The sequence below is a fragment of the Empedobacter sp. GD03861 genome (assembly GCF_029840885.1).
GTDB classification, from domain to species: Bacteria; Bacteroidota; Bacteroidia; order Flavobacteriales; family Weeksellaceae; genus Empedobacter; species Empedobacter falsenii_B.
The window spans coordinates 118,693-143,717 of sequence record NZ_JAOCDJ010000004.1; the positions used below are offsets into that span (position 1 = coordinate 118,693).

Genomic DNA, 25,025 nt, shown 5'->3' on the forward strand with positions numbered 1-25,025 from the left:
TATTTTATTTATTATTATTTAGCTTTTGGAGCTGCAAATTCTAAGTTAGATGTTAAGGTAACAACATCACCTACAACAGCTTCTGGGAAATTACCACCGATATTAAAATCACTTCTTTTTACATTTCCTTTTACTGTAAATCCGTACGTTTTAACTCCGTTATTGTTAATACTTCCGTTGTAAACTAATTTTAACGCAACTGGTTTTGTTACTCCATTTAATGTTAAATCACCAACCATTTTAAATTGATTTCCTTTAACACGTGTAATTCCTTTTGAAGAGAATTCTAGTTTTGAATTTTTTGCTGCATTGAAAAAATCTGCTGATTTTAAATGATTATCACGTGCCTCAACTCCTGTATTGATTGAATTGATATCTGCAACTACATGAAATTTTGCATCGCTTAAATCTTCTTTTGTAAAGTTTAAATGAACATCAAAATTTTGGAATTGTCCTTCAACATCAGAAATTGTCATGTGAGAAACAGAAAAGCCTAATTTTGAGTGCGCTTTATCATTTGTATAATTTTGAGCAAATGCAGACATTGAAGCTGCTGATAACATTAACGTGAATAATAATTTTTTCATAACGAATGATTATTTGATTGTTTTTAATTAATTATTTATTTTGATAGGACAAATTTAGCTCAGTCATCAGCGAGATTTCATTGACATAAGATAAGAAATTAGAAAACTTGTTTTTTTCAACTAAAAAACAATAAGATTGTTTCAATTAATATTCCAAAAAGTAAAGATTTTGAATTTGTTAGCAATAAAAAAAACACTTCAATAGAAGTGTTTAATATTATTTTACTGGACTAAAATACCAGTAGGTAGATGTTTTTTTATTCTCGATTTCCAAATATTCTGGAAATGCTTGCGGTAATAAATGTAATTCTTCCGATTTTTTCAAATCTGTTAGAATCTGACGCAAAGGATATCCTTTTTTACGGTCGTGAGGAAAATATCCTTTTTCAATTAAGAAAGGCATCATATCCTTAGTTTTTACACGTTCCAACTTATTTTCTGTTAAATAAGCCTGAATATCTTCGCTCATTTTTTTGACCACTTCGCGGTCTACTTTAATATATTCGTTTCTCTTCATATAATTTTACCAATTACCATTCATGTGCGTTAAAATCATAGGACCTTCAGAAGTAACCAAAACAGTATGTTCGTGTTGTGCAAAAACGCCAGGTGCATTTCCTATCATTGTCCAACCATCCGCTTGCTCAATTGCTTCGTAAGAATTTTCTGAAATAAAAGTTTCCAATGCAATAACTGAATTTTTACGGAATCGACGTTTATCATCAGGGTCTCTGAAATTCATCAAATCTAACGGTTCTTCGTGCAACGAACGCCCTACTCCATGACCAGTTAAATTCTCAATCACATGATAATGATGTTTTTTTGCTTCTTTCTCAATAATTCCACCAATATCAGCGATTTTAACTCCAGATTTTACAGCCGCAATTGCTTTTTGAAGCGCAGAAATAGATGCATCAACAATTTTTTGATAACCATTCACATCTTCTCCAACAACAATAGAACCTCCATTATCAGCCCAAAAACCACCTAATTCTCCAGAAACATCAATATTAATCACATCTCCGTCTTTCAAAATTTTATCGGCTCTTGGAATTCCGTGACAAATTTCTTCATTGACACTTAAGCAAGTATAACCAGGAAATTGATACGACTCATACGGTGCAGATTTACATCCAAATTTCTTCATGATTGCCGCTCCAAAATCATCCAATTCTTTGGTTGACATTCCTGGTTTCACATAATCTTTCATCTCTTTCAGAGTTACCGCTACAGCTTCGCTGACTTTTTTCATTCCGATTAACTCTTCTTCTGTCTCTATAATCATTGCTTATATTCTATTGATCTCAAAACTCTGAAATCGTATGCAAAAGTACAATTTCTTTGAATAGATTTGAAAAGAGTTCGGATTGAATTTTACGATGATAGTAAAAACAGGATAAACGAATAATTTTTCACCTAACGAAAGCGTTTAAATCAATTGAAAAATTACTATTAAATCTGAGATTATATAAAAAAGTAATATTTGCTTCCTATTGTAGTATTTTATTTATTTTCAAAAAATTCAAGTATAAGGTAATATTTTCCTTTCGGAAGAGTTTCTCCTTCCATAATCACCTCGCGTGCATTCATATTATAACTTAAAACATTGTTTGCTATGCGTGTACTTTCTTGGTGAATTAATCGGACATTAATTATTTTTGAAACAGGTGATAGCTCAAGCTCTTTTGGAAGAACAATACTATTCTTAGAATTATCTAATATAATTTCAGTTGTTAGTTCTTGAATAGATGCCCCATTCATCCATTTTTTTCCTGTCTCTTGAATTTGATTCGAATAGTTTATTTTATTGTGGCTGTCACTTTTTAAGTCCGCGATATTTTTCCATTCTAACTGGGTGTAAGAAGCTCCTGATGGGATATCACCCACAACAAGTACTTGACCTTTTGTTCCAATTGTACGAGGAAACATATAACTGTCTGTATTCACTTCATTACCAGTTGCTCCATTTGTATTAAAATTAAATTTGATGCCTCTTGCTCCATCCAAAATAATCTCTGATTTAAAATGATTTCCGGTCAGGATTGGAGAACTTGAAGCAATCGAATATAATGTCATTTCCTTACTCGATGGATTAAAATCAATATTCAGAAGTGATCTAGATGGACTTGCTACATCATTACGAGCTCCTATATTCAGACGATTATCCAAAATACTTATAGAAGAGTCCAAAACAGAACTGCGTCCACTTCTCAGCGTAATATTACTTGTGGTCATGTCAAGAGTTGTTCCACGCCCCGATACCTGAGTATTTCTATTATATAAATTTACAGATTGGGAACCTGATACTGCACCAGATGTTTCGATTCCTACACTTTGCGCCACTCGTTCATAAGCTGTCTTAAAATCTCCTTTTATCTCCATTTGTTTACCAGATACAGCATCCGTTTCTGTAAAACCGACTGCTACCTTACCTTGTTGGTAAATATTCTGGTCATTGGCAGTTGCAACATTGGTGGTATTTTGTATACGCCAAGGCTCTTCTTGACTTAGACTTAATCTAATCCATTCTCCCGTTTGTCCATCTTTTTTCAACCAATAATAATATCCTGGAAATACAGCATTTTTTCCAGAACCATTTTGAGCTGTATTGAAAATTAACAAAGAATTTTCAGGATTATTTATAGGAGTCGATAAATCGGTGGCAGTCAAATTAATTCTAGGAATTAAAACACCTGTATTTTGGCTGGAAATATCTAAAGATGAAGAAGGATTGGGGTTATCCGTTCCTATTCCGACTTGAGCATTAACACATTCGAACGAAGCAACTACAGAAAGAATAATCGCATATTTAAAAGGCAGGTTTTTCATAATAAAGAGTTTAGTTCATTAACAAAACAAATTGATAATTTTATCCCATCAATTTTGAGTTGCAAACTACAAAAAAAAATGAAAAATTTAGTTTTTTTCTCCTTTACGGATTTCTTTCTAAGAAAACTTCTAAACAATAAATATTAAGAGAAAAATCATGTTTTTACGAATTATTCTCTAAATCATTTCAAAAAGAGCTTTTAATCTGCATCATAGATTAAAACTCTCTTTGCTAATTTATTTGGTCCATTCAAAAATTCGAGATGTTGCGGATGTTTTTGATATGCTTCAAATTGCTCCATTGTTTCAAAAGCTAAGAACAACGAGAATGAATAAGAAGTATCTATCACATCTCTTTCAATATTTGCAGGTGTTCCTACATGAAAAAAAGTTGAATCAGCAATTGGTTTTAAATCTTTCAAAGCTTGGTGAAATGTATTCATTTCTTCTTTTGTTACATCATCTTTCAACCAAAAAAACACATGGTGGGCTAGCATAAAACTATATTTTATAAGTTATTGATTAATATGCGATTTGCATTTTTACTTTCTTATTTTTTACTTTTTGACCGTTCAATTTTTTCAATAAGTCCGGAACTTTTTTACGGTTAATCGCAACATACGAAGTGGTATCTTTTACCTCAATAATTCCGACATCGTTTTTTTCTAGGTTTCCTTTTTTAAATAAAAATCCCACGATATCAACCTTGTTTACTTTATCTTTTTTTCCTGCAGAAATATAAATCGTTTGGTAAGGAGTACGTTCTGGAATTTTATAAGTTCCTCCTACATTTTCGACAGGTAAATTTTCTTTAACAAAAGGAAAATGCTCTTCATTACTGATAATTAAATACACAAAACCTTTCGCATTCATACGCGCTGTACGCCCATTACGGTGAATAAAAGCAGCTTCTTTTGCAGGTAATTGATAATGAATAATCGAATCTACTTCTGGAATATCCAAACCACGCGCAGCCAAATCTGTTGTAATTAAAACTCGAACCGAATCATTTCTAAATTTCAGTAACGCACGTTCACGTTCGTCTTGTTCCATTCCTCCATGAAAACTTTCGCGCGCAATTCCTTTTTCATGCAACAAATTACTTATACGGTCAACAGCATCGCGGTGATTACAGAAAATCAACATGCGTTTGCTTCCAATTTTACAAATCAAATTGAATAATGTATCCAATTTTTCTTCCGAAATGGTATTCACCACTTTCATATGTAAATCAGGTTTAACCTCGATTTGTTTTAGATAACTCACGATTTTTTCGTCATTCAATCCGACAAATTCTGGAATGCTTTCCATTTCTGTTGCAGAAGTCAAAATACGTTGTTTCAAGCCAGAAAGTTGCTCAACAATAAAGCTCATATCTTCTTGAAAACCTAATTCTAACGCTTTATCAAACTCGTCTAAAATTAAAGTCTGAACAGTTGAAGGATCAAAATTTTCGTTACGTAAATGATACGCAATACGTCCTGGAGTCCCTATTAATACAGCCGGAGCTTCTAACAAAGTATTTTGCTCAACTTTTGTATTGTGTCCACCATAACAACATGTTACTTTATAATCAGATTTCATCGATTTGAAAACTGTTTCGATTTGTAAAGCTAACTCACGCGCAGGAACTAAAATTAAGGTTTGAACACCTTTTACATCTGGATTTAAATCTCTTAAAGTCGGAAATAAAAACGCCAATGTTTTACCAGAACCTGTTGGTGATAATAGAATTAAATCTCGTTGATTTTCGGACATTTTGAATGCTGAACGTTGCATTGCATTCATATCTTTGATGCCCAAATTTTTATAAAGTAAATCGATTTGCATGCTGCAAAAATAGTCTATTCTTTCGAATTAATCATTTTTTGAAGCTGTAGAAATCTTATAATCTTCCATAAATTCATCAAAAAGATTCATGATTTCGAAGTGATTTTTATCTAATGTATTTGCATCAAACGAAATAACAGCACCATACATTTTATTCCAAAATCTCATGCGTGCTTGTAAGAATTTCTGCGTTTCGTTATGGATAAAATCATCTGCATCAATAACTTTTATATTAATGACACGTTGGCGAGGCAATTTCAGTTCTTCAATTTCTAAAATTTTTCCCCATTCAATATAATTCAAATGATCCGTAGGTTTGTAAACAATTCCTTTTTTATCAATCAATAAAATCAATTGTTTTTTCATCAACTTTTTGATTGAAACGATGATGAATAGTAAACTTGGAACAAATAAAATTCCACTTAAAACTTTTGCAGTTTGCGAAGAATTAACTTGATTGGCATTTAGAAATAAATAAATTGAACAAGCAAAAAATAAAAGACTACCGAATAATAATCCCCAATTGCTTGTCTGTTTTGCATAAACTTTAACTGAATTCAACTGATTTTGTTTTTACAAAAATATAGATTTTAATCTTAATTAAAGGTTATAAAAAAAGAGCCTCAAAAACTGAGACTCTTTCTAATTATCCAAAAATTTCTTGGTATTGTTTCTTGTATTTTTCTAAAATGATTTTACGTTTAAACTTTAACGTTGGCGTCAACTCTCCTCCTTCTACAGTCATTTCATTTGGAATAGTTGCAATCTTTTTGATTTGCTCCCAATGTCCGAAATGATTATTCAGTTGATTGATTTCATCTTCTAATTTCTTTTTGACAACATCACTTTTCTGAAATTCATCATGAGGAAGATTTACAATTTCAGAAGCATTTGACTGCGCCCATTTTTTGAGATTTGTATAACTCGGAACCACAAAAGCTCCAGGAAACTTCTCGCCTTCTCCAACAACCATCAATTGCTCGATGAATGGCGATTCTACCATTTTCATTTCGATTTGTTGTGGAACAATATATTTTCCTCCCGAAGTTTTGTACATTTCTTTTTTACGGTCAACAATTTTCAAGAATTTATTGTCAACCCATTCGCCAATATCCCCCGTATATAACCAACCATCTCTGATTTCTTCGGCAGTTTTTTCTGGCAAATTATGATAACCCATCATCACAATATCACCTTTTACTAAAATTTCGCCATCATCAGCCAATTTTACTTCAACACCTTTCAGCGGAGGTCCAACAGTTCCAATCTTTTTTCCTCGACGAAAACAATTCACCGCAATTACTGGTGAAGCTTCTGTCAATCCATAACCTTCATAAATTGGGATTTCAGCGGCTAAAAATACGCGAACAATTCGTTGTTGAATCGCTGCACTTCCCGTTACAATTGCTTTTAATTCGCCTCCAAGTCCTTCGTACCATTTGTGTAAAACTAATTTTCTAGCAATTGCTAATTTCAAATTATAAATTGCCGAACGCTGATCGTCTTCTAACACAAACTCATCGCCAATTTTTACAGCCCAATCAAAAATAGATTTCTTAAAACCTGATAATTGCGCTCCCGTTTGCATGATTTTCTCATACACTTTTTCAATCACACGAGGAACAGCCGTAATCATATGCGGTTTGATTTCTTTTAAATTATCGCCAATCTTCTCCATCGATTCTGCAAAATATATCGAAATTCCCATGTACACATACAAGTACTGAATTGTTCGCTCATACGCATGACAAGCTGGAAGAAAGGTCAAAGCACGATCGTAAGGATCAAGTGGTGTTGAATATTCGCAAGCAATAACATCTGCAATAATGTTTTTATGCGACAACATCACACCTTTCGGATTTCCTGTTGTTCCTGACGTATAGATTAAAAAAGCTAAATCTTCGTGCTTTACATTTGCGGCACGTTTATCTATTTCTTCTTGTTGAATTGTTTTTCCTTTTTCGATTAAAACATTCCAACTTTCGGTATTTTCAAACTCATCAATCGAGTACAATTGCTCTAATGAAGGCAATTTTGTTTTTAGTTGATTGATTCGCGTGTACAAATCGAGATTACTTGTAAAACACAATTTTATAGCCGAATCGCTAAAAATATATTCGTAATCGTTGTCAGAAATATTCGGATAAATCGCTACCACAACAGCTCCGATTTGTTGTATCGCATAATCTATTATATTCCATTCGACACGATTTTCTGAGATTAATCCCACTTTTTCACCTGGCTGAACTCCACAAGCGATCAATCCTTTTGAGATTGCATTAACATGTTCTAAAAAAGTTGTGGTTTTCATCGGTTTCCATTCTCCATTTTGTTTGGATACAAACATGGATAAATCAGGAAACTTCTCCAGCTGACGTTTTGGTAAATCAAAAATTCTGGTTGCTTCCATAGCGCACTTATAGTTTTGTAATTTTGAAAAGAATTCGTCGAAAATAGCATAAAATGATGAGTTTTTCATAAATTTTATCTTCAACTTAAAAAGAATTATTTTCGTCATAAATATTACAATTATGAAATATCTAATTTTATTTCTACTATTATTTTACTCTTGCAGCTCTGATTTTAAAAAGTCTTATAAAATTAGAGATATTAAATTATATGAATTACAATGTTCTGGACACTATTATTTGAGCACTGATAATTGTGATTGTAAATATTTACCAACTAATTATTTTATTCCAAAAGGTGGAAATGATTCATTTTTTGAATTATTCTTAAAGGAGAATAAAGGAAAACTTCAAGTTAATTCACTTTATAATGAATTTGAAACTCATGGAAATATCAAAGAGAAAGTAGATTTTATTCTATATACCGATAACGCTTCTTTTAGTGATAGTATAAGTAAAGTAAATTATACTGTGATTCGAGGATATTCCAATGGAAGAATGAATCCATAAAAAAAACCTCAATTCATCATGAATTGAGGTTTTTTTTTATTGATAAATTTCGTCAATTTCTTTTTTATATTTTTCTGAAATGATTTTACGTTTCATTTTCAAAGTTGGCGTTAATTCTCCAGCTTCAATTGTAAATTCATAGGGCAGTAAATGAAATTTTTTAATTTTTTCCCAATTTCCAAAATTGACATTTAATTTATTGATTTCATTTCCTATCAATTCATAAATTTTTGGATGCGTTAAAAACTCTTCACGAGGTAAATTAATCAATGAAGGTTCATTTGTTTTTGCCCAATCAATACAGTTTTCATAAGAAGGAATAACCAAAGCTGCTGGGAATTTTCGTCCTTCTCCAACTACCATAATTTGTTCGATATAATTAGATTCGGAAAGAATTTTCTCAATTTGTTGTGGCACAACATATTTTCCTCCAGAAGTTTTGAACATTTCTTTTTTACGATCGATAATTTTTAAGAATTTATCATCAACCCATTCACCAATATCGCCCGTATACAACCAACCATCTTTCAAAACCTCAGCCGTCGCCTCAGAATTTTTATAATATCCTTGCATGATATTTTTACCTTTTGCTAAGATTTCTCCATCTTCAGCTAATTTAATTTCAATATCAATCAAAGGAATACCTACAGTTCCGATTTTCATTCCACGTTTGATACAATTTACAGATAAACAAGGTCCAGCTTCTGTTAAACCATAACCTTCGTAAATTGGAATTCCGGCTGCTAAATACAATTTTAATAAACGAGTTTGTAAAGTTGCACTTCCCGATGCAATTCCTTTGACATTACCGCCAAGCGCCGCTTTCCATTTCGAAAAAATTAATTTTCGAGCAATGTTTAATTGAAATTTATACCAAGCCGAAAGCTTTGATTCATCTAAATCATACTGTTCTCCTAACGAAATTGCCCAAAAGAATAAAGCTCTTTTTACTCCTGTCAATTGTTCTCCAGTCGCCATTATTTTATCGTAAACTTTCTCTAAAACACGTGGAACAGCCGAAAAAATATGTGGTTGAACTTCTTTCATATCTTGCCCAATCGTATCCATTGATTGTGCAAAATAGATTGGTAATCCCATTTTGATGTACACGTATTGAAAGACGCGTTCATACGCATGACAAGCAGGTAAAAAAGACAACGCTTTATCATACGCTTTTACAGGAAAAGAATATTCGGAACTATTGACATCAGCCAATAAATTTTCGTGAGAAAGCATAACGCCTTTCGGGTTTCCTGTTGTTCCAGAAGTATAAATAAGAGTTGCTAAATCAGTTGGTTTTACATTGTCCATATTTGTTTGTAAAACCTCATCAGCAATAGAAATTCCTTTCGAAATTAGCTCAATCCAATTTGGTGTATGCGGATAAGTATTAAATGTATAAACTTGTTCAAGATTTGGAATACGATCTTTGATTCCTAATAATCGTTGATACAACGCATCATTGCTCACAAAACAAAGTTTGATTTCGGCATCATTTAGAATAAATTCGTAATCATTATCCGAAATATTGGGATAAATTGCCACAACAACAGCTCCAATTTGCTGAATTGCAAAATCTACTAAATTCCATTCTAAACGATTTTCGCTGATTAACGCAACTTTATCATTTTGTTGAACACCATTTGCAATCAAACCTTTCGAAATATTATTTACTCGATTGATAAAATCTGTTGTAGAAATTCCCTTCCATTCTCCTTTTTCTTTGTAATTAAAAATCGAAATGTTAGGTGTATTTTTTTCTTGAAATCGAGATAAATCGAATACTCTTTGTGGTTGTTTCATATTCTTGAAATAAGGATACAAATTTCTGCTAATTCTTTCTACTTTAGAAATTATTTACTCATTCTTTTCTCAAAAAAATTAAGTTTATTATCAATAAAAATCATTTTATTTTTTTGCAATAATTATACTATACTCTCTTTCAACTTTTTCGCCAGCTTTGCTAATTACACTTTCTGAAAATGTTTTTCTATTTTCAATAGAAAATTTAGCTGATTTCAATAGTTTTATCACTTCGTCTTCTGTGTATAAATTGAAGCCAAATTGAGTAAAAGGTAAAGTTTCCATAAATTCCTTTTTAGCAAAAGTAAGAGCAAATTCCCCATTGAATTTCAAGACTCTATAAATTTCACTCAAGAAAAATTTAGGATTTTTCCAAAAATAGATTGTATTCACTGTGAAAATTTTATCAAAACGTTTTTCATAAAAATGAATTCTTTCATCCATAATTATTTCAAATCTAATATTTGCATTCAAATAATCAGAATTGTTCGTGATAGCACTATTTTTCATGACCTGTGAAAGTTCTAAACCAATATATTCTAAATCCTTTGCTTGATTTAATACATAAGGTAAATGCTTACAATTTCCATGACCTAACTCCAAAATTTGTTCTTGATTTTGTAATTGTAAATGATCTATTGTCGTTTTCGTCATGCCAAAATTACTTTCATTCATTTGCTCACCAACTTCAATCCCTTCGTCTCCATTTGGACAACTCAATTGTTCCGCAAGACTTTGTAAATCAATATTATTTTTCATTAAATTTATTTATATAGAATAATTCTAAATTATTAAATATTAATCATTGTTCGCGTGATTTTAATCATTTAAAAATTACATCTTACCTTTGAAAAATAGTAAAATAGATGAAGGATATTATACGAACTGAAGACGAAGATGATTTCAAATTGTTTTGTTTGGAATCTGTAGCAGATATTGAAGAGCAAAATGATTCGCAATTATTGGAATTTTTGGAACATTTGGCTCGAGAATTTCAGATTACAAATGTTTATAAAACGACTGATAGCTTTGAAGGTTTCGAAGAAAGTTTGACCAATCTTCTTTATCATGATAAATATTTTAGAGATTATAAAATCATTTATTTAGTTTTTGAAGGCGAAGGAAATCAAATTCAAATTGATGATTATTACTATAGTTTGGAAGAAGTAGCAGAAATTTTTCAAGGAAAACTAACCGATAAAATTGTTCATTTTGCAAATACAATGAGTTTAAATTTGGAAGACGAAAGTTTTCAATATTTTATTGATGTTACAGGAGCAAAAGCCTTATCTGGATATGTAAACCCTTCTCCAATTTTGAGTACAATTTTAGATCAATATTATTTTTGTTTAGCCAAAGAAATTGATGACGAAGAAGAGCTTGTACATGCATTGTTTGATAGACATGCCAATATATGCCTAAAATTAGGATTTAGATTATATCATTAAAACATAAAACCTCTCAAGTTGAGAGGTTTTATGTTTTATTCTTAAACTATATTTTACATCGAATGCGCTTTATTTCCTTCGAAATGAATCATCCAAGGTGTTCCAAATTGATCAATAAAAGACGCATAAAGCTCAGCAAAAAACTGCTCAGCCAAAGGCATTTCTAACGATTTTGCATTTACCGAAAGACGATCATATAATTGATGCGCTTCTGCGGGATTATCAACATCAAGCATAATGTAATTATTATTTCCAGCTTTGTATTGATGTCCAAATTCTTCAATAATATCAGAACCCATTAACATTGTTGTTTCATTAATAAACAATGCCACATGCGAAACTTTATCCTTTGCACTTTCTGGAATCTGAAATTCTGGATTTGGCGGCATATCTACCATTTTATACATCCCAATATTTTGCGTTTCAAAAACAGTTTCATAAAACTGAAATGCCTTTTCGCAATCTCCGTTAAAATTTAAGTAAGCGTGTACTTTAGCCATAATATAGTGTTTTTTTGTGATTATTTTTTTAATATAATGGTTGACCATTTTCATCGGTTGTTAAAACCTCTGTCATATAATTCAAAAATGGTTGAAGAACCTGAATTGATTTCGCCACTTTCTGCGGAAAATCTTTTGCTAAAACTTCTTCATCCGTGAAATTCTTGATAAATAAATATTGCTTTTTACGTAATAATTCAATTCGTTCATGATCTTTAGAAAAACCTTTTGGCGCAGATTTCACTTCATCTCCTTGCATTTCTCCAAATTCTTTCTGAATCATTTTTGATTGCAAAATCTTTGCTAATTCATCCGAAACTTCAATATCTTTTCTAATACGAAGCAAATCATCGCGCTCTGGTCCCCAAAAACCAACACCTATAAAATTATGATTCGGTTGAATATGGAAATAATACCCACCTCTATTAAGTGGCTTTTTGCGACCTGTTTGCGCAGAAAAATGAGTTTTATAAGGAGTTTTATCATGAGAAAAACGAACATCTCTATAAATTCTATAAATTTTAAGCGGTTCTAATTCTTCCTTTTTACTTAATTCTTGGTAAATCACATTGAAAATTGAATCTGCTTCAGCTTTCGCTGTATCAAATTCAACTTTATGTTCTGTAAACCATTCGCGGTTATTATTTTTTTCTAATTTTTTTAAAAATTTATCGATTTGTGACATGATTTATTTTTTTCGATTAAGTAGTACTTTTTCATAATTTTCTATCCATTGTTGTGGCGTAATTTTTTGCGCTAATTCTCCGATTAATTCAAACGGAATATCCTCTACTTTTTTGAAACGAATACAACTTTTTCCCATATCTAATTTACGTTTTGAGTATTTTGGATATTCATCAACAAACCAATTCAGCAATTTATTGTCCATATAAATTCCCATGTGATATAACGCAATGAAATTCTTTTGAGAAGCAATATTGATAAACGGCAACGGTGATTTCGGATCGCAATGATAACCATTCGGATAAAGTGAAAACGGTACAACAAACCCAAGATGACCATAGCTCAACTGCAACTCGAAACCAGTGGGTAATTTATCTGCCAAAATTTTAATTAATTTCTCAACAGCTTCTTTTCTTTCTACTGGAATTGACGTTAAATATTCTTCTAAATTTGCGACTTCATATTGCATTATTTTCGATATTTATCATTCAAACCTTTTCCTTCTAAAATCATAGGTTTTATTTTTTCGATGCGAGAAATTTTCGTTTTCTCTTGTTTTGCTTCATCAATATATTCGATGTATTCTTTTTGTCTTCCTGAAGTTAAAGCTTTAAATGAAGTAAATAATTTATTGTTTTGATTTAGAGTTTCTTTCAAAATCCCATCAACTTCTTTTGGTACAGATTTTTGAGGTTTTATTTCCTTTCCGTCTTTCACCAATTGAATCGCTTCTAAGACATATTCTCTTACTTTTTCGACATCAATTTCATCGGCAGAATTAAATCTCCATTGACGCAAAGCTTTCGTTTTTTCTTCATTCGCATTCACCAAAACTTTATATTGATCTTTCAAGAAAACGCCATTGTGAAACCACAACGCAAAATGATTTTTGAAACCACTAAATGCCAACACATTTTTCTTGTTAAACGTATAAATATCTCCACCCCATTTAAACTCTTTTACAAGTTCCGTTTCATTTACAACTTGTTGAATTTTCTCATTCGCTTCTGCCCAATTACCATTGTATTTCGTCCATTCTTCAGCTTTCTGATCTTTCATCAAACTAACTTTATACAACACAATTTCTCTCAATAATTTCTTCGGTAAAACTTTATCCAAAGGAAGTTGTATTGTACCTTTTGATGTTTTATAATCGGTTAAATCATTTTTAAAATGTTCGATTGTTTCTGCTCCAGGATAAATTCCTACATGATTTTTGAACATCGCAAAATGAATTACATTTCCATTTAATCGGAAAGTAGGCATTTTATAATTAATCTTTTCTGTTGCTTGTGGTACAGCTTCGTGAATAGTTTTTCTTACGTTTTCTAAAATATCTTGTTTGGCTTGATCAAACCCAAGAATATATTCATCAATAGTTGTAAAATTATTTGTCATCATCAATAATCCTCGCAAATCTCTTTCAGCTTGCGTAGTGCATTTATCCACATTTCTCTGACTTGAGTTTCTGGAAAGACCTGATCATCTATCTCCACCGAACAAGTTAATCGTGTATGACCTTCTACATCTTCCATTTTATAGGTTTCTTCTGTATTTTTCCACGCATCAATTTCTGGTCCATCAAAAATTTCTTGACCTTCTTCATTCAGCTTTCCTATATGACGCATTTTGATTGATTTTCCAATAATATTTTCATCTATTGTAGCAATCATCGCTGCCGAACCTTTCTCGGTATCATAAGTGAAATAAACATGAGAACCTTCGGACCAATCTCCTTTAAAATCTGAAGTTTCACTAAACGATTTCGTCCAAATTTTATACGAATCTGGCGCAATCATTACTTTATGCACATGTTTAGGCTGCGCATAAATTACTTCTGTAAACGATACTTTTTTCATATTTTAAGCATTTGCTAATCCAAAAACAGCTCCAGCAGGATCTTCTACAATTGCAAATTGAAGATTTCCTTCTTTATTTTTAATCTCATGAATAGATTTCCCTCCCATTTCCAACGCTTTTTGTAAACTTTCCGCAACATTTTCTACACTAATGTACATAATCCATTGCGAAGGAATTCCTTTATTCATACCACGTTTCGTACAAACTCCACCAGCCGCATTTTCTGGAGAAGACATCATTGCATAATCATTGTATTCTTCTTCGCCATCTTTCATCGCAACATTTTTGACTTCCCAACCAATCACTTCTTTGTAAAAATCTTTTAATTCAGTCGAATTTTCAACAGTTAAATCAGCCCAAACCATTTGACCAATTTTCGATTTATTTTCTTCCATCTTCTACTATTTTTATCGATTTGATTCAACATAATTTTTGAAACTATTCAAAATAGCTTGCCAACCTTGTTGTTGCATTTCAGTAGGATTTTGACTTTCTGGTTCAAATTTTTCTGTGATTTTGGTTAAATTATTTTCTTCATGAAAATTAATTTCAACCTTACGACCATCTGCAATGTAATAACGAATAAATTTATTTGGAATGATTTCATCATATTTAGCTTCAAATTCGAATTGAAAACTGCCATCTTTCGCAGCCATCGTACTCTTTAATTTTCCACCAACTTGCAAATCATTTTCTGCTTTCGGACAATGCCAATCATCAGAAGCTTGATTCCATTTTACAATATCTTCAGGAGAATTAAAAGCTTTCCAAACTTGATCTATTGGAGCATTTATTATTGTTTCGATTGTGATCATACGTATGTCTTTTGTTCATTTTTAAGGTTTCATAAAATCAAAAGCACCTTTGCGCAAATTAATTCCATATTCGAGATAAGCTTTCAAACAAGCCAAGAAATTAGCCCAACCTTCTGTTTGTCCCATCAATTGCTTAATTCCAGCTTCATCATCATTCATTTCATGTTCAATGACTTTGACAATTGTCGAATCATTTTCTCCTTTTTCAAGAAAAATTTCCACCAACATATCATCAACACCGCCACTCCAATCAAACGAAATGTATTCATCTTGTTTTAAATCGCCTCCCATTACAGGAAAAATATCATCAAACTCAGGGAATTTCCATTCAACAATTTTTCCAGTTTCGATAGCACCCGTAGAAGAAGCGATAAAATATTGATTCATCTTATTTGGATTAACAATCGCATCAAAAACTTCATTTTTAGGTTTCTGAATTTGAATTGTTGCTTTTGCAGTTAACTTCATTTCAATTGATTTTGGCTAACTAATTTAGTCAAAAAAAGTGTTCGAATTTTCGAATTCATAAAAAATAATTAAAACTTTATCGATATTGAAATCATTTGTAGAAAATAATTCGATTTATAAGTGTAAAATTTAAAAGTTTTTTACATTTATAGTATTGTAAAATTGATAAACACGTGAAAAAATTTACTCAAAAAGCAACTCTACTTAGTCTTATTTTGACAAGTGGAATTAGCTATGCGCAAGATGCAAAAGCAGATTCTGCCTATGTTAGAGAGCATTATGAAAAGACCGAACAATTGATTCCGATGCGAGATGGAACGAAATTGTTCACGGCTATTTATACGCCAAAAGATCAAACCAAAAAATATCCTGTTTTACTTAATCGAACACCTTATACCGTAGCGCCTTATGGAGCAGATGAGTATAAAAAATCACTTGGAAATTTCCCTGCAGAAATGCGCGAAGGTTTTATTTTCGTTTACCAAGATGTGAGAGGAAAATGGATGAGCGAGGGTGAATTTGAAGATGTACGACCTGTTAATAAAACGAAAAATAAAAAAGCGATTGACGAAAGTACAGATACGTACGACACATTGGAATGGTTGGCAAAAAACATGAAAAATTACAACCAAAAAGCTGGAATCTATGGAATTTCTTATCCTGGTTTTTATTCAACAATGAGTTTAGTTAATTCGCATCCAACCTTGAAAGCTGTTTCGCCACAAGCACCAGTTACGAATTGGTTTTTAGGCGACGATTTTCATCACAATGGTGTATTATTTCTGAATGATTCTTTCAAATTTATGTCGTCATTTGGTGTAAAACGTCCGCAACCAATTACGCCAGATAAAGGTCCAAAATCATTAGAATATCCAATCAAAGATAATTACCGTTTTTATTTAGAAGGTGGATCTGTAAAGGAATTGAAGGATAAATATTTTCAAGATAATATCAAATTCTACAATGATTTGTTTGCACATCCTGATTATGATCAATTTTGGCAAGATAGAAATCCTTTGCCACATCTTACCAATGTGAAACCTGCTGTGATGACGGTTGGTGGTTTCTTTGACGCAGAGGATGTTTATGGTGCTTTTGAAACTTATAAAGCAATTGAAAAGCAAAATCCGAATGCGACAAATATTTTGGTCGCTGGACCATGGTTTCATGGTGGTTGGGTTCGCTCTAAAGCCGATACGTTTGGCGATATGCAGTTTGGAACGCCAACAGGTGAATATTATCAGCAACAAATTGAATTACCTTTTTTCAATTATTATTTAAAAGATAAAGGAAATTTCAAACCGACAGAAGCGCAAATCTTTATCACAGGTTCTAACGAATGGAAACAGTTTGATACTTGGCCACCAAAGAATGTGACAACTCAGAAAATGTATTTGCAAGCCAACGGAAAAATATCTTTTCAACAGACTAATAATACAAGTTTTGATGAATATATAGCAGATCCAAATAATCCTGTTCCATATCAAGGTGGTGTTTTAGAAAGTCGTCCGCGAGAATATATGGTCGATGATCAACGATTTGCGTCAACTCGTCCTGATGTTATGGTTTATCAAACCGATATTTTAACGGAAGATGTAACGATTACAGGTCCAATTATAAATCATTTATTTGTTTCATCAACTGGAACAGATGCTGATTATGTAATAAAATTGATTGATGTTTTTCCTGAAGATACACCAAAATATAATGGGAAATTGATGGCTGGATATCAAAATTTGATTCGTGCCGAAATTATGCGAGGAAAATACCGCAATAGTTTTGAAAAACCCGAAGCAATGGTTCCTAATCTGAAAACAAATGTAACGTATTCTATGCCAGATGTTGGACATACTTTCAAGAAAGGACATCGTATTATGATTCAAGTTCAAAATACATGGTTTCCTTTAGCAGACCGCAATCCGCAACAATTTATGAATGTTTATGAAGCAACCGCGAAAGATTTCTTGAAACAAACACAACGAATTTATCACGATTCTTACATCGAAATTCCAGTTTTGAAATAACAAAAAATCCAACAAGTAATTTGTTGGATTTTCTATTTTGATTCTATCAATTTATTCAACTAAAACTGCAGAAATCAACACTTTTTCGAAACTAAATGAAACACTAATCGGACAGGTTTCTTCTGCCTCTTTTGCTATTTTCTGAAATTCTTCATCTGTAATCGAAGGAATACTTGCTGTTAAACTTAATTCTGATCGAACAACTTTTCCTCCTTCAAAAACAATTTTACAATCGGTTTCTAATTTTTCTGCTGTATAACCTGCGTCTCCAAGTAATGCAGAAGTTTTCATTGTAAAACAACCTGCATGAGCCGCTGCCAGAAGTTCTTCTGGGTTTGTTCCTACTCCTTCTTCAAATCGACTTTTGAACGAATATTGCGTATTATCTAATACTGTACTTTGTGTGGTTAATGTTCCTGATCCTTCTGTAACCGAACCATTCCAAACTGCTTTTGCACTTCTTTTCATTTTGAATATTTTTTAGATTGAATTTTATTAAAGTTAAAGATTATGAAATCATAAGAAGAATTAATTCTCAACTTTAAGAATAATTTTAACGAAAAAAGTTCAGATAAAAAATATCTGAACTTTTACTAAAAAAACTACTAACCACCCTTTACTATGAATTGTATTAGGTTATTCAAATTTACTAAGAAAATGATTATTTATAAAATTGAAAATCAATTTCTAATCTAATTTTAATGTTAGAAATCTTTTACAACGTAACTTTTCCAATCTTTCCTTTATTTCCCACCAAAATCACATATTTTTTATCTGGCGAAACTGTGCAAGTATTGTAACTATCTTCTGTAATAGTAGTCCAATTATGTCCTCCATCCGCTGAATAATCCACTCCAGAATAGCCACAAACCAAGACTTTATCTTTTGAAATAATTGTTACACCAGATTTATATCCCATTGGATATTTCCAAGAATCTTGAAAGGTAATTTTTCCATTTGCCAACTTAAATTTATAGAAATTATAGCTCGAATCTTCTGGTTTTGTAAAATCTCCACCAACCAAGTATCCAACATTATTTGTCGCGTCATAAGCCATTCCATTAATTCCAGAAGTAGAACTTTTCGTTTTCTCTAACGCATACATTTGACCACCTTTTGGCGTATAATAGTATAAATTCGATAGCTCTCCTCCTGTCACAATCAAGGTTTGCTTCGCATCTACATACAAATTACTTCCACTTGACGCAAAAAAAGCTTCTTTCGGATTTTTTAGACGTAAAGGTTGACCGTGAAGCGATTTAGCAACTTCCCATTTTGTAGGATCAGTAATCGAAGACGTTAATACAAATGGTTTATCTGGTGACATTGGATCGCCTAAAACAGTAATTTTCTTCGAAGTTTTATCCACATAAATTGCATCTAAAAAAATACCTTTTTCATTATTTTCATACACTTTATTCCACGATTTTCCGCCATCTTTCGATTGCAAAATATAAGCAGGAGAATCAATTCCTAAAGCCAAATAATTATCTTTTCCTAAAACCTCTACATCTCTAAAATCTCTATTTTCTACAACTTTGGGATTAATCCAACTAAATGTTTTTCCGCCATCTGTCGTTTTACCAATTGTATTTTTTGAACCCGAAACAATAAACGTTTTTGCATCCTGAAAAGCCAAACCTCGGTAACTAACAGACGAATTTTCCTCATTAATCACTTGATAGGTTTGCGCAAAAGACAAACTCGATAACAATAGGACGAAATATTTCATTTTTATATAAATTTTAGATTCTACATTTTATATAAAACTATTTTATCTCGGCGAATCAACCAAATATTTTTTAAGTTTGTGTTTTACATCAAATAAAATGAAACGATATACATTCTCAACATTACTTTTAAGTCTTACCTTAACGTGTTTTAATCCAATCAATCAAACGGTTTATGGGCAAAATACGTCAAAAAATAGTTCGAAAAGTTTACAGATTAATGAAAAAACATTAAGCGATATTCTTGAGAAAAATAAAGCTTTTTACAAAGAAGGAAAAGTTGCCGATTATATTCCAGAATTAGGAAAAATGCAAGCCGATAAAATTGCTTTTTCTGTGGTTAATGAGAATGGTAAAGTGATAAATATTGGCGATGTCAACCAAAAATTTACGATTCAAAGTATTTCTAAAATCATTGCGTTGATGATTGCTGTTACGGAAAAAGGGGAAAAAAATGTATTTTCTAAAATGGGTTATTTCGGAACAGATAAACCATTTAATCATTACGCAAATCTTGAAACAACAGGAAAACCTCTTAATCCGATGATGAATGCAGGTGCGATTTTAACAACTTCTATGATTGATGGCGAAGGAGAAATTCCTTTCAAAAAAATCCTTGAAATGGTTCGTTACATCACCAAAAATAATTCGATAGATTACAGTAAATCGGTTTATAATTCTGAAAAAGAAACGGGACACAAAAATCGTGGAATGTTTTATTTGATGAAAAATAATGGCTTAATTGAAGGTAATGAAGAAAAGTTGAACAACTATTTCAAACAATGTTCTATTGAAGCAACTGCCGAAGATTTAGCTAAAATTGGTTATTTCTTTGCGCATCAATGCACACGTTTTGACAGTGATACAACATATAGAAATCCAGAAATCTCACAATTAATTCAATCACAAATGTTGACTGCCGGAATGTACGAATTTAGTGGCGAATATTCTCGCACCATTGGTTTACCAAGTAAATCTGGCGTTGGTGGAGGAATTACCGTTTCCGTTCCAAACAAAATTGGTATTGGCGTTTTCAGTCCTGCACTCGACAAACACGGAAATTCTGCGGCTGGTTATCATATGATTTTGGATTTGGTAAAGCAATACAATTTAAGTTTATTTCAATAATTTCTTATGTTCGATTTTAGATTAAAAGTTTTTGATACGGTTGCTAAACGATTGAATTTCACGAAAGCAGCAAACGAATTAAACATAACACAACCAGCTGTTACGAAACATATTAAAGAAATCGAATTAAATCTTAACATTAAGTTATTCGAGCGAAATGGAACGAAAATAAAATTGACAAAAGCTGGCGAAATTCTATTAAAATATACAGAGGAAATTTTTTCTGTTTATCAAAAAATGGAATTTGAAATTGGACAATTGCAAGAAAAACAAAAGGGAACTTTGCGTTTGGGTGCGAGCACTACAATTGCGCAATATGTGTTACCACCTATTTTGGCAGAATTTCGAAAAAGATTTCCAGAAATTCAGTTGAGTTTAGTGATTCAAAATTCTGAAAAAATTGAAGATTTATTAGCAAATCAAAAAATTGATATTGGATTAATTGAAGCTCAAATCAAAAATAGAACGTTTCATTATTTTCCGTTTATGAAAGATGAAATTGTGTTAGTTTCTCGTCAAAATCATTCTATTTTTACCAAAAATAATATCAAATTAGATGATTTAAAGAACATTCCGTTGGTTTTTCGGGAACCTGGTTCTGGAACTTTAGAAACCATTGATTTAGCTTTAAAATCGAAAAATATAAAGCTAAATGAACTCAATATCGAAATTCAATTGGGAAGTACAGAAAGTATAAAATCGTATGTGTTACATTCTGATGCTTTAGCGTTTTTATCAATTCAATCCATTTTACAAGAACTTAAAAATCAAACTTTAACTATTATTGACATTAAAAACCTTGTGATAGAACGTAATTTCAATTTTATCATTCCAGAAGGTGATCAATCTAAATTGGTGAATTTGTTTATTAATTTTTGCAATAGTTATAACTTAAAGTAATAATAGATTACTTTTTATCATTTCTTTTTGAATAATAAGTACAAGAAATTTGTACCATAAAATTATTCAAATCATGAAAATTATACATTCAGAAAAAGGCTTATTTCAACAATTCACTACACAAAAAGTTATCTTTTTAATATGTGCATTTCTATGTTTAATGCCTTTTATAAGCTCTCCTATCGCATTAGTTTTAGGATTTGCTGTTGCTCAAATATTTGGAAATCCATACGAAGTACAATCACGAAAAGTATCAAGCACTTTATTGAAAGTTGCTGTGGTAGGTTTAGGATTCGGAATGAATCTCTTTTCGGCTATACAAGCTGGAAAAGAAGGAATTCTATTCACTGTTGTAAGTATTTCTACGTTAATGATTTTAGGATTTTTATTTACCAAACTCTTCAAAATTGAAAAAGCAACAGGATACTTAATATCAGCGGGAACAGCAATTTGCGGAGGAAGTGCAATCGCAGCAATCGCTCCGATTACAAAAGCAAAACCCAATCAAATTTCGGTCGCATTAGCTGTTGTTTTTACTTTAAACTCGATTGCCTTATTGATTTTTCCACCACTTGGACATTTATTCAACTTATCTCAACACGAATTCGGTTTGTGGTGCGCCATCGCCATTCACGATACAAGTTCAGTCGTTGGAGCAGCAAATAAATACGGAGAAGAAGCTTTACAAGTCGCTACAACAGTAAAATTAGCACGTGCACTTTGGATTATTCCATTGTCGTTTTTAACCTTATTGTTTTTCAAAAACACCACATCAAAAATTAATATTCCGTGGTTTATTGGATTGTTTTTAATTGCCATTTGTGTGAATACCTATATACCTTTTGTTCATCAATTTAGCCCAATTATTATCGATTTATCAAAAGCTGCACTTACGCTTACATTATTCTTAATCGGAACAAGTTTATCATTTAAAATGATGAAAAATATTGGTTACAAACCTCTATTAATGGCTATTATTTTGTGGGTAATTATTGGAGTTGGAAGCTTAATTATGATTATGAATTTAGCTTAAAATCATTCAGATTTCTATATTTGTTGCTATCTTTAGAACAAGAAAATTTACAATGAATCATCGATTATTAAAAAATATTGCACTCGGAATTGGATTTTCAATTTCGAGTTTTGTTTCTGCACAAACCTATACTTTAAAATTCAAAACGAATTACGGAAAATTTGATGTGAAGTTATACGATTTCACACCAAAACATCGCGATTTGATTTTGAGTGAAATTAACAAAGGAACTTATACAAATGCGCAATTTAACAGAGTTGTGAAAGATTTTGTGATTCAAGGAGGAGAATTAGATGACCCTATTTTGGCGCGAGAAGCCGAACATCCAGAGCAAAAACCGATTCGTTTAGCACCAGAATTTAATCCGAAAGCTTTTCATAAAATGGGAGCTTTAGGTGCTGGTCGAGATGGAAATAAAGAAAAAGCTTCTTATTACAATCAAATTTATTTTGTTGTAGGAAAAAAAATTACAGCGAAAGAATTAGATGATTTGGAAACTAAAAAAGGAATCAAATTTACAGCAGAACAACGCGCTGAATATTTAAAAAATGGCGGACAGCCTCGTTTAGATCATGATTTTACAGTTTTTGGAGAAATTACAAAAGGTTTAGACAAAGTCATGAAAATTAGTGAAGTTGAAACAAAGAACGAATTACCATTAGAACCTGTTATTTTTTCAATCAAAGTGAAAAAGAAAAAAACGCCTACAAAATATAACAAAACAAGTGTTTCTTTGGGCGGCACAGCGATTGGTTTTTAATTATTATTTTTGCAAATCAATTACAAATTATGCAACCATCAATTTTATTAACGACTTTAAACGCAAAATATATTCACCTCAATTTGGCAATTCGTATTTTGTACGATTTGAATCATCATCGTGGAAATATTTTTTGGAAAGAATTTACGATTAAATCTGACTTTGATGAAGTTGCAGAAAAATGCATTAAATACAATATTATCTGTTTTAGTTGCTACATTTGGAATATTACGCAGACGTTAGAGGTTTGTAAACGAATCAAACAAATTTCTCCTGAAACTAAAATTTTGTTGGGTGGACCAGAAGTTAGTTACGAATATGATGATGTGATTGCAAATGATTATATCGACTATATCATTGTAGGTGAAGGAGAAATTCCGTTCGAGGAATTTGCAGCAAATTATCCCGCAATAGAAAATGTACCGAATTTAGTTTACAAAAAAGAGAACGAAGTTGTTTACAATGTACAAAATATTCAATTTGATATTAATCGATTAAAAGGTCGAAATCCTTATCAATACGATAATCCAGCGGATTTGGAAAAGAAGGTTTGTTACATCGAAACTTCTCGTGGATGTCCTTATAAATGTGAGTTTTGTTTGGCAAGTTTAGACAATAAAATGCGCTATTTGCCGATGGAAACCATCAAAGAAAATTTGTTGTATTTGATGAAACACGGGAAAACAATCAAGTTTCTGGATCGTACATTTAACATAAAACGAGATTTTACGATTGAATTGTTTCAATTTATTTTGGATCATTATCGTGAAGGAAATGTTTTTCAGTTCGAGATTACAGCAGATATTGTTCATCCTGATATTATAAAATTCATCAACGAAAAAGTGCCAAAAAATCTTTTCCGTTTCGAAATCGGAATTCAAACCGTTAATCAACAAAGTAATCGAGAAGTTTCGCGCAAGCAAAATTTTGAAAAAACGTCAAATGTTATCAATCAATTAAAAGATCGAATCGAGATGCATTTGGATTTGATTGTTGGTTTACCTTTGGAATATATTGATGATTTGAAATTTAGTTTCGAAGAAACCTTCAAACTTTATCCACCTGAATTGCAATTAGGTTTTCTGAAATTTCTGAAAGGGACTCCAGTTCGTCAAAAATATGAAAACTATGGTTATCATTTTGATCCAATGCCGCCTTATCAAATTATCAAAAGTGATTTTTTAAGTGAAAAAGATTTAGAAAATATTACGGCTTTAGAAAATGCTTTGGAGATTTATTGGAACAAACCAAGAACGCCAGAAACGCTGAAATATATTGCACAAAAGTATTCGATTTTTGATTTTTTGATGGGATTAGGACAATATTTTGAGCAACATCATTTGTTCCATAAACATACATTGAATGATGTTTTCCATACGATATTTGATTTTGCGAAAACATTTACAAACGATAAAATTGTATTGGAATTAATCGCAATTGATTATTATAGTTTCCATAAATCGAAACCAAAAGATTTGTTTGAAATGGAACAAAAAATAGAAGAAGATTTGAGTGAACTTGCCTCGCATCCGAAGAGTAAATTCGTTTCAATTCCAATTTCATTTGATTATCAAATTTGGAAAGATGAAAATCGAATCGAAGAATCTACTGAAAATTGGTTAATAGAATTTGTAGGAACTTCTCACAATATTATTCATTGCGAAGTTTTAGAGAAATAGAAGTATAAAAAAACCTCTCAAATATTTGA

At 31.5% G+C, this 25,025-nt stretch carries 28 protein-coding genes; 8 read left to right on the forward strand and 20 right to left on the reverse strand.

Annotated features, from left to right (window positions below):
* Positions 1-14 precede the first annotated feature (14 nt).
* From N5D03_RS03570 to N5D03_RS03605, 8 genes are all read right to left on the reverse strand, one after another.
* Positions 15-587: a YceI family protein gene (locus N5D03_RS03570; protein WP_038331667.1), complete on the reverse strand. Its 573-nt coding sequence runs from the start codon at positions 585-587 to the stop codon at positions 15-17.
* Positions 588-804: 217 nt separating this feature from the next.
* Entirely contained in the window at positions 805-1,104 is a 300-nt protein-coding gene (locus N5D03_RS03575) for a hypothetical protein (protein ID WP_125350083.1), read from the reverse strand.
* Positions 1,105-1,110: 6 nt separating this feature from the next.
* Positions 1,111-1,872 carry a type I methionyl aminopeptidase gene (map, locus tag N5D03_RS03580; protein ID WP_280048916.1) on the reverse strand — a complete coding sequence of 254 codons (762 nt, stop codon included), beginning with the start codon at positions 1,870-1,872 and terminating at the stop codon, positions 1,111-1,113.
* A 218-nt stretch (positions 1,873-2,090) separates the two neighbouring features.
* Entirely contained in the window at positions 2,091-3,416 is a 1,326-nt protein-coding gene (locus N5D03_RS03585; RefSeq protein WP_280050956.1) for a hypothetical protein, read from the reverse strand.
* 200 nt (positions 3,417-3,616) lie between these two features.
* Positions 3,617-3,913 carry a Dabb family protein gene (locus tag N5D03_RS03590; protein ID WP_280048918.1) on the reverse strand — a complete coding sequence of 99 codons (297 nt, stop codon included), beginning with the start codon at positions 3,911-3,913 and terminating at the stop codon, positions 3,617-3,619.
* Between the two features lie 25 nt (positions 3,914-3,938).
* A complete protein-coding gene (locus N5D03_RS03595) occupies positions 3,939-5,246 on the reverse strand; it encodes a DEAD/DEAH box helicase (RefSeq protein ID WP_280050957.1) in 1,308 nt (435 codons plus the stop codon).
* Positions 5,247-5,273: 27 nt separating this feature from the next.
* Positions 5,274-5,807: an STM3941 family protein gene (locus N5D03_RS03600; RefSeq protein ID WP_280050958.1), complete on the reverse strand. Its 534-nt coding sequence runs from the start codon at positions 5,805-5,807 to the stop codon at positions 5,274-5,276.
* Between the two features lie 85 nt (positions 5,808-5,892).
* Complete coding sequence (locus N5D03_RS03605; protein WP_347880911.1) at positions 5,893-7,725, reverse strand: long-chain fatty acid--CoA ligase; 1,833 nt, start codon at positions 7,723-7,725, stop codon at positions 5,893-5,895.
* 52 nt (positions 7,726-7,777) lie between these two features.
* Here N5D03_RS03605 and N5D03_RS03610 point away from each other — a divergent pair, with 52 nt between their 5' ends.
* The gene (locus N5D03_RS03610) at positions 7,778-8,164 is read left to right on the forward strand and encodes a hypothetical protein (RefSeq protein ID WP_125350079.1); all 387 of its coding nucleotides are present in this window, start codon (positions 7,778-7,780) and stop codon (positions 8,162-8,164) included.
* 36 nt (positions 8,165-8,200) lie between these two features.
* Here the strand turns inward: N5D03_RS03610 and N5D03_RS03615 are convergent, their stop codons facing one another.
* Positions 8,201-9,967, reverse strand: a complete 1,767-nt coding sequence (locus N5D03_RS03615; RefSeq protein WP_280050959.1) for a long-chain fatty acid--CoA ligase — start codon at positions 9,965-9,967, stop codon at positions 8,201-8,203.
* Positions 9,968-10,072: 105 nt separating this feature from the next.
* Positions 10,073-10,726: a class I SAM-dependent methyltransferase gene (locus N5D03_RS03620; RefSeq protein WP_280050960.1), complete on the reverse strand. Its 654-nt coding sequence runs from the start codon at positions 10,724-10,726 to the stop codon at positions 10,073-10,075.
* A gap of 107 nt (positions 10,727-10,833) precedes the next feature.
* On the opposite strand from N5D03_RS03620, the gene N5D03_RS03625 reads away from it, so the two are divergent.
* Entirely contained in the window at positions 10,834-11,415 is a 582-nt protein-coding gene (locus N5D03_RS03625) for a DUF6642 family protein (protein ID WP_280050961.1), read from the forward strand.
* Positions 11,416-11,468: 53 nt separating this feature from the next.
* Here N5D03_RS03625 and N5D03_RS03630 read toward each other — a convergent pair whose 3' ends face one another.
* From N5D03_RS03630 to N5D03_RS03665, 8 genes are read right to left on the reverse strand one after another with little or no spacing between them, the layout of a single operon-like run.
* Complete coding sequence (locus tag N5D03_RS03630; protein WP_280050962.1) at positions 11,469-11,915, reverse strand: VOC family protein; 447 nt, start codon at positions 11,913-11,915, stop codon at positions 11,469-11,471.
* A 28-nt stretch (positions 11,916-11,943) separates the two neighbouring features.
* Positions 11,944-12,600, reverse strand: coding sequence for a DUF2461 domain-containing protein (locus N5D03_RS03635; protein WP_280050963.1), 657 nt, complete (start codon positions 12,598-12,600; stop codon positions 11,944-11,946).
* A gap of 3 nt (positions 12,601-12,603) precedes the next feature.
* Positions 12,604-13,068, reverse strand: coding sequence for a DUF1801 domain-containing protein (locus N5D03_RS03640; protein ID WP_038330627.1), 465 nt, complete (start codon positions 13,066-13,068; stop codon positions 12,604-12,606).
* Positions 13,068-14,048, reverse strand: coding sequence for a DUF1801 domain-containing protein (locus N5D03_RS03645; protein ID WP_280045680.1), 981 nt, complete (start codon positions 14,046-14,048; stop codon positions 13,068-13,070). Before N5D03_RS03645 ends, N5D03_RS03640 begins: the two co-directional genes overlap by 1 nt.
* Positions 14,000-14,458, reverse strand: a complete 459-nt coding sequence (locus N5D03_RS03650; protein WP_280050964.1) for a hypothetical protein — start codon at positions 14,456-14,458, stop codon at positions 14,000-14,002. Before N5D03_RS03650 ends, N5D03_RS03645 begins: the two co-directional genes overlap by 49 nt.
* Positions 14,459-14,461: 3 nt before the next feature.
* Positions 14,462-14,854, reverse strand: coding sequence for a VOC family protein (locus N5D03_RS03655; protein WP_125350072.1), 393 nt, complete (start codon positions 14,852-14,854; stop codon positions 14,462-14,464).
* A 12-nt stretch (positions 14,855-14,866) separates the two neighbouring features.
* Positions 14,867-15,274, reverse strand: coding sequence for an SRPBCC family protein (locus tag N5D03_RS03660; protein WP_125350071.1), 408 nt, complete (start codon positions 15,272-15,274; stop codon positions 14,867-14,869).
* A 21-nt stretch (positions 15,275-15,295) separates the two neighbouring features.
* Positions 15,296-15,742 carry an SRPBCC domain-containing protein gene (locus N5D03_RS03665; RefSeq protein ID WP_219033967.1) on the reverse strand — a complete coding sequence of 149 codons (447 nt, stop codon included), beginning with the start codon at positions 15,740-15,742 and terminating at the stop codon, positions 15,296-15,298.
* A 173-nt stretch (positions 15,743-15,915) separates the two neighbouring features.
* On the opposite strand from N5D03_RS03665, the gene N5D03_RS03670 reads away from it, so the two are divergent.
* On the forward strand, positions 15,916-17,766 hold the full coding sequence (locus N5D03_RS03670) for a CocE/NonD family hydrolase (protein ID WP_280045684.1): 1,851 nt from the start codon (positions 15,916-15,918) through the stop codon (positions 17,764-17,766).
* 51 nt (positions 17,767-17,817) lie between these two features.
* Here N5D03_RS03670 and N5D03_RS03675 read toward each other — a convergent pair whose 3' ends face one another.
* Both N5D03_RS03675 and N5D03_RS03680 read right to left on the reverse strand, forming a co-directional pair.
* Positions 17,818-18,234, reverse strand: coding sequence for an OsmC family peroxiredoxin (locus N5D03_RS03675; protein ID WP_115000360.1), 417 nt, complete (start codon positions 18,232-18,234; stop codon positions 17,818-17,820).
* Positions 18,235-18,481: 247 nt separating this feature from the next.
* Positions 18,482-19,498 (reverse strand): YCF48-related protein, encoded by a 1,017-nt coding sequence (locus N5D03_RS03680; protein ID WP_280050965.1) that lies wholly within the window; start codon positions 19,496-19,498, stop codon positions 18,482-18,484.
* A 97-nt stretch (positions 19,499-19,595) separates the two neighbouring features.
* Between N5D03_RS03680 and glsA the strand changes: the two genes are divergently transcribed.
* The 5 genes from glsA to N5D03_RS03705 all read left to right on the forward strand — a co-directional run bounded on the left by glsA (position 19,596) and on the right by N5D03_RS03705 (position 24,996).
* Entirely contained in the window at positions 19,596-20,624 is a 1,029-nt protein-coding gene (gene glsA, locus N5D03_RS03685) for a glutaminase A (protein ID WP_280050966.1), read from the forward strand.
* 6 nt (positions 20,625-20,630) lie between these two features.
* The gene (locus N5D03_RS03690) at positions 20,631-21,524 is read left to right on the forward strand and encodes a LysR family transcriptional regulator (RefSeq protein WP_280050967.1); all 894 of its coding nucleotides are present in this window, start codon (positions 20,631-20,633) and stop codon (positions 21,522-21,524) included.
* Between the two features lie 73 nt (positions 21,525-21,597).
* Positions 21,598-22,557 carry a putative sulfate exporter family transporter gene (locus N5D03_RS03695; protein ID WP_280050968.1) on the forward strand — a complete coding sequence of 320 codons (960 nt, stop codon included), beginning with the start codon at positions 21,598-21,600 and terminating at the stop codon, positions 22,555-22,557.
* Positions 22,558-22,609: 52 nt separating this feature from the next.
* Positions 22,610-23,317 (forward strand): peptidylprolyl isomerase, encoded by a 708-nt coding sequence (locus N5D03_RS03700; protein ID WP_280050969.1) that lies wholly within the window; start codon positions 22,610-22,612, stop codon positions 23,315-23,317.
* A 29-nt stretch (positions 23,318-23,346) separates the two neighbouring features.
* Entirely contained in the window at positions 23,347-24,996 is a 1,650-nt protein-coding gene (locus N5D03_RS03705; RefSeq protein ID WP_280050970.1) for a B12-binding domain-containing radical SAM protein, read from the forward strand.
* Positions 24,997-25,025: the final 29 nt, after the last annotated feature.

Excerpts from the sequence above, each read along its gene's own strand:
- N5D03_RS03570 (WP_038331667.1), bottom strand. The coding sequence starts at position 587 with ATGAAAAAATTATTATTCACGTTAATGTTATCAGCAGCTTCAATGTCT.
- N5D03_RS03575 (WP_125350083.1), bottom strand. The coding sequence starts at position 1,104 with ATGAAGAGAAACGAATATATTAAAGTAGACCGCGAAGTGGTCAAAAAA.
- map (WP_280048916.1), bottom strand. The coding sequence starts at position 1,872 with ATGATTATAGAGACAGAAGAAGAGTTAATCGGAATGAAAAAAGTCAGC.
- N5D03_RS03585 (WP_280050956.1), bottom strand. The coding sequence starts at position 3,416 with ATGAAAAACCTGCCTTTTAAATATGCGATTATTCTTTCTGTAGTTGCT.
- N5D03_RS03590 (WP_280048918.1), bottom strand. The coding sequence starts at position 3,913 with ATGCTAGCCCACCATGTGTTTTTTTGGTTGAAAGATGATGTAACAAAA.
- N5D03_RS03595 (WP_280050957.1), bottom strand. The coding sequence starts at position 5,246 with ATGCAAATCGATTTACTTTATAAAAATTTGGGCATCAAAGATATGAAT.
- N5D03_RS03605 (WP_347880911.1), bottom strand. The coding sequence starts at position 7,725 with ATGAAAAACTCATCATTTTATGCTATTTTCGACGAATTCTTTTCAAAA.
- N5D03_RS03610 (WP_125350079.1), top strand. The coding sequence starts at position 7,778 with ATGAAATATCTAATTTTATTTCTACTATTATTTTACTCTTGCAGCTCT.
- N5D03_RS03615 (WP_280050959.1), bottom strand. The coding sequence starts at position 9,967 with ATGAAACAACCACAAAGAGTATTCGATTTATCTCGATTTCAAGAAAAA.
- N5D03_RS03620 (WP_280050960.1), bottom strand. The coding sequence starts at position 10,726 with ATGAAAAATAATATTGATTTACAAAGTCTTGCGGAACAATTGAGTTGT.
- N5D03_RS03625 (WP_280050961.1), top strand. The coding sequence starts at position 10,834 with ATGAAGGATATTATACGAACTGAAGACGAAGATGATTTCAAATTGTTT.
- N5D03_RS03630 (WP_280050962.1), bottom strand. The coding sequence starts at position 11,915 with ATGGCTAAAGTACACGCTTACTTAAATTTTAACGGAGATTGCGAAAAG.
- N5D03_RS03635 (WP_280050963.1), bottom strand. The coding sequence starts at position 12,600 with ATGTCACAAATCGATAAATTTTTAAAAAAATTAGAAAAAAATAATAAC.
- N5D03_RS03640 (WP_038330627.1), bottom strand. The coding sequence starts at position 13,068 with ATGCAATATGAAGTCGCAAATTTAGAAGAATATTTAACGTCAATTCCA.
- N5D03_RS03650 (WP_280050964.1), bottom strand. The coding sequence starts at position 14,458 with ATGAAAAAAGTATCGTTTACAGAAGTAATTTATGCGCAGCCTAAACAT.
- N5D03_RS03655 (WP_125350072.1), bottom strand. The coding sequence starts at position 14,854 with ATGGAAGAAAATAAATCGAAAATTGGTCAAATGGTTTGGGCTGATTTA.
- N5D03_RS03660 (WP_125350071.1), bottom strand. The coding sequence starts at position 15,274 with ATGATCACAATCGAAACAATAATAAATGCTCCAATAGATCAAGTTTGG.
- N5D03_RS03665 (WP_219033967.1), bottom strand. The coding sequence starts at position 15,742 with ATGAAGTTAACTGCAAAAGCAACAATTCAAATTCAGAAACCTAAAAAT.
- N5D03_RS03675 (WP_115000360.1), bottom strand. The coding sequence starts at position 18,234 with ATGAAAAGAAGTGCAAAAGCAGTTTGGAATGGTTCGGTTACAGAAGGA.
- N5D03_RS03680 (WP_280050965.1), bottom strand. The coding sequence starts at position 19,498 with ATGAAATATTTCGTCCTATTGTTATCGAGTTTGTCTTTTGCGCAAACC.
- glsA (WP_280050966.1), top strand. The coding sequence starts at position 19,596 with ATGAAACGATATACATTCTCAACATTACTTTTAAGTCTTACCTTAACG.
- N5D03_RS03690 (WP_280050967.1), top strand. The coding sequence starts at position 20,631 with ATGTTCGATTTTAGATTAAAAGTTTTTGATACGGTTGCTAAACGATTG.
- N5D03_RS03695 (WP_280050968.1), top strand. The coding sequence starts at position 21,598 with ATGAAAATTATACATTCAGAAAAAGGCTTATTTCAACAATTCACTACA.
- N5D03_RS03700 (WP_280050969.1), top strand. The coding sequence starts at position 22,610 with ATGAATCATCGATTATTAAAAAATATTGCACTCGGAATTGGATTTTCA.
- N5D03_RS03705 (WP_280050970.1), top strand. The coding sequence starts at position 23,347 with ATGCAACCATCAATTTTATTAACGACTTTAAACGCAAAATATATTCAC.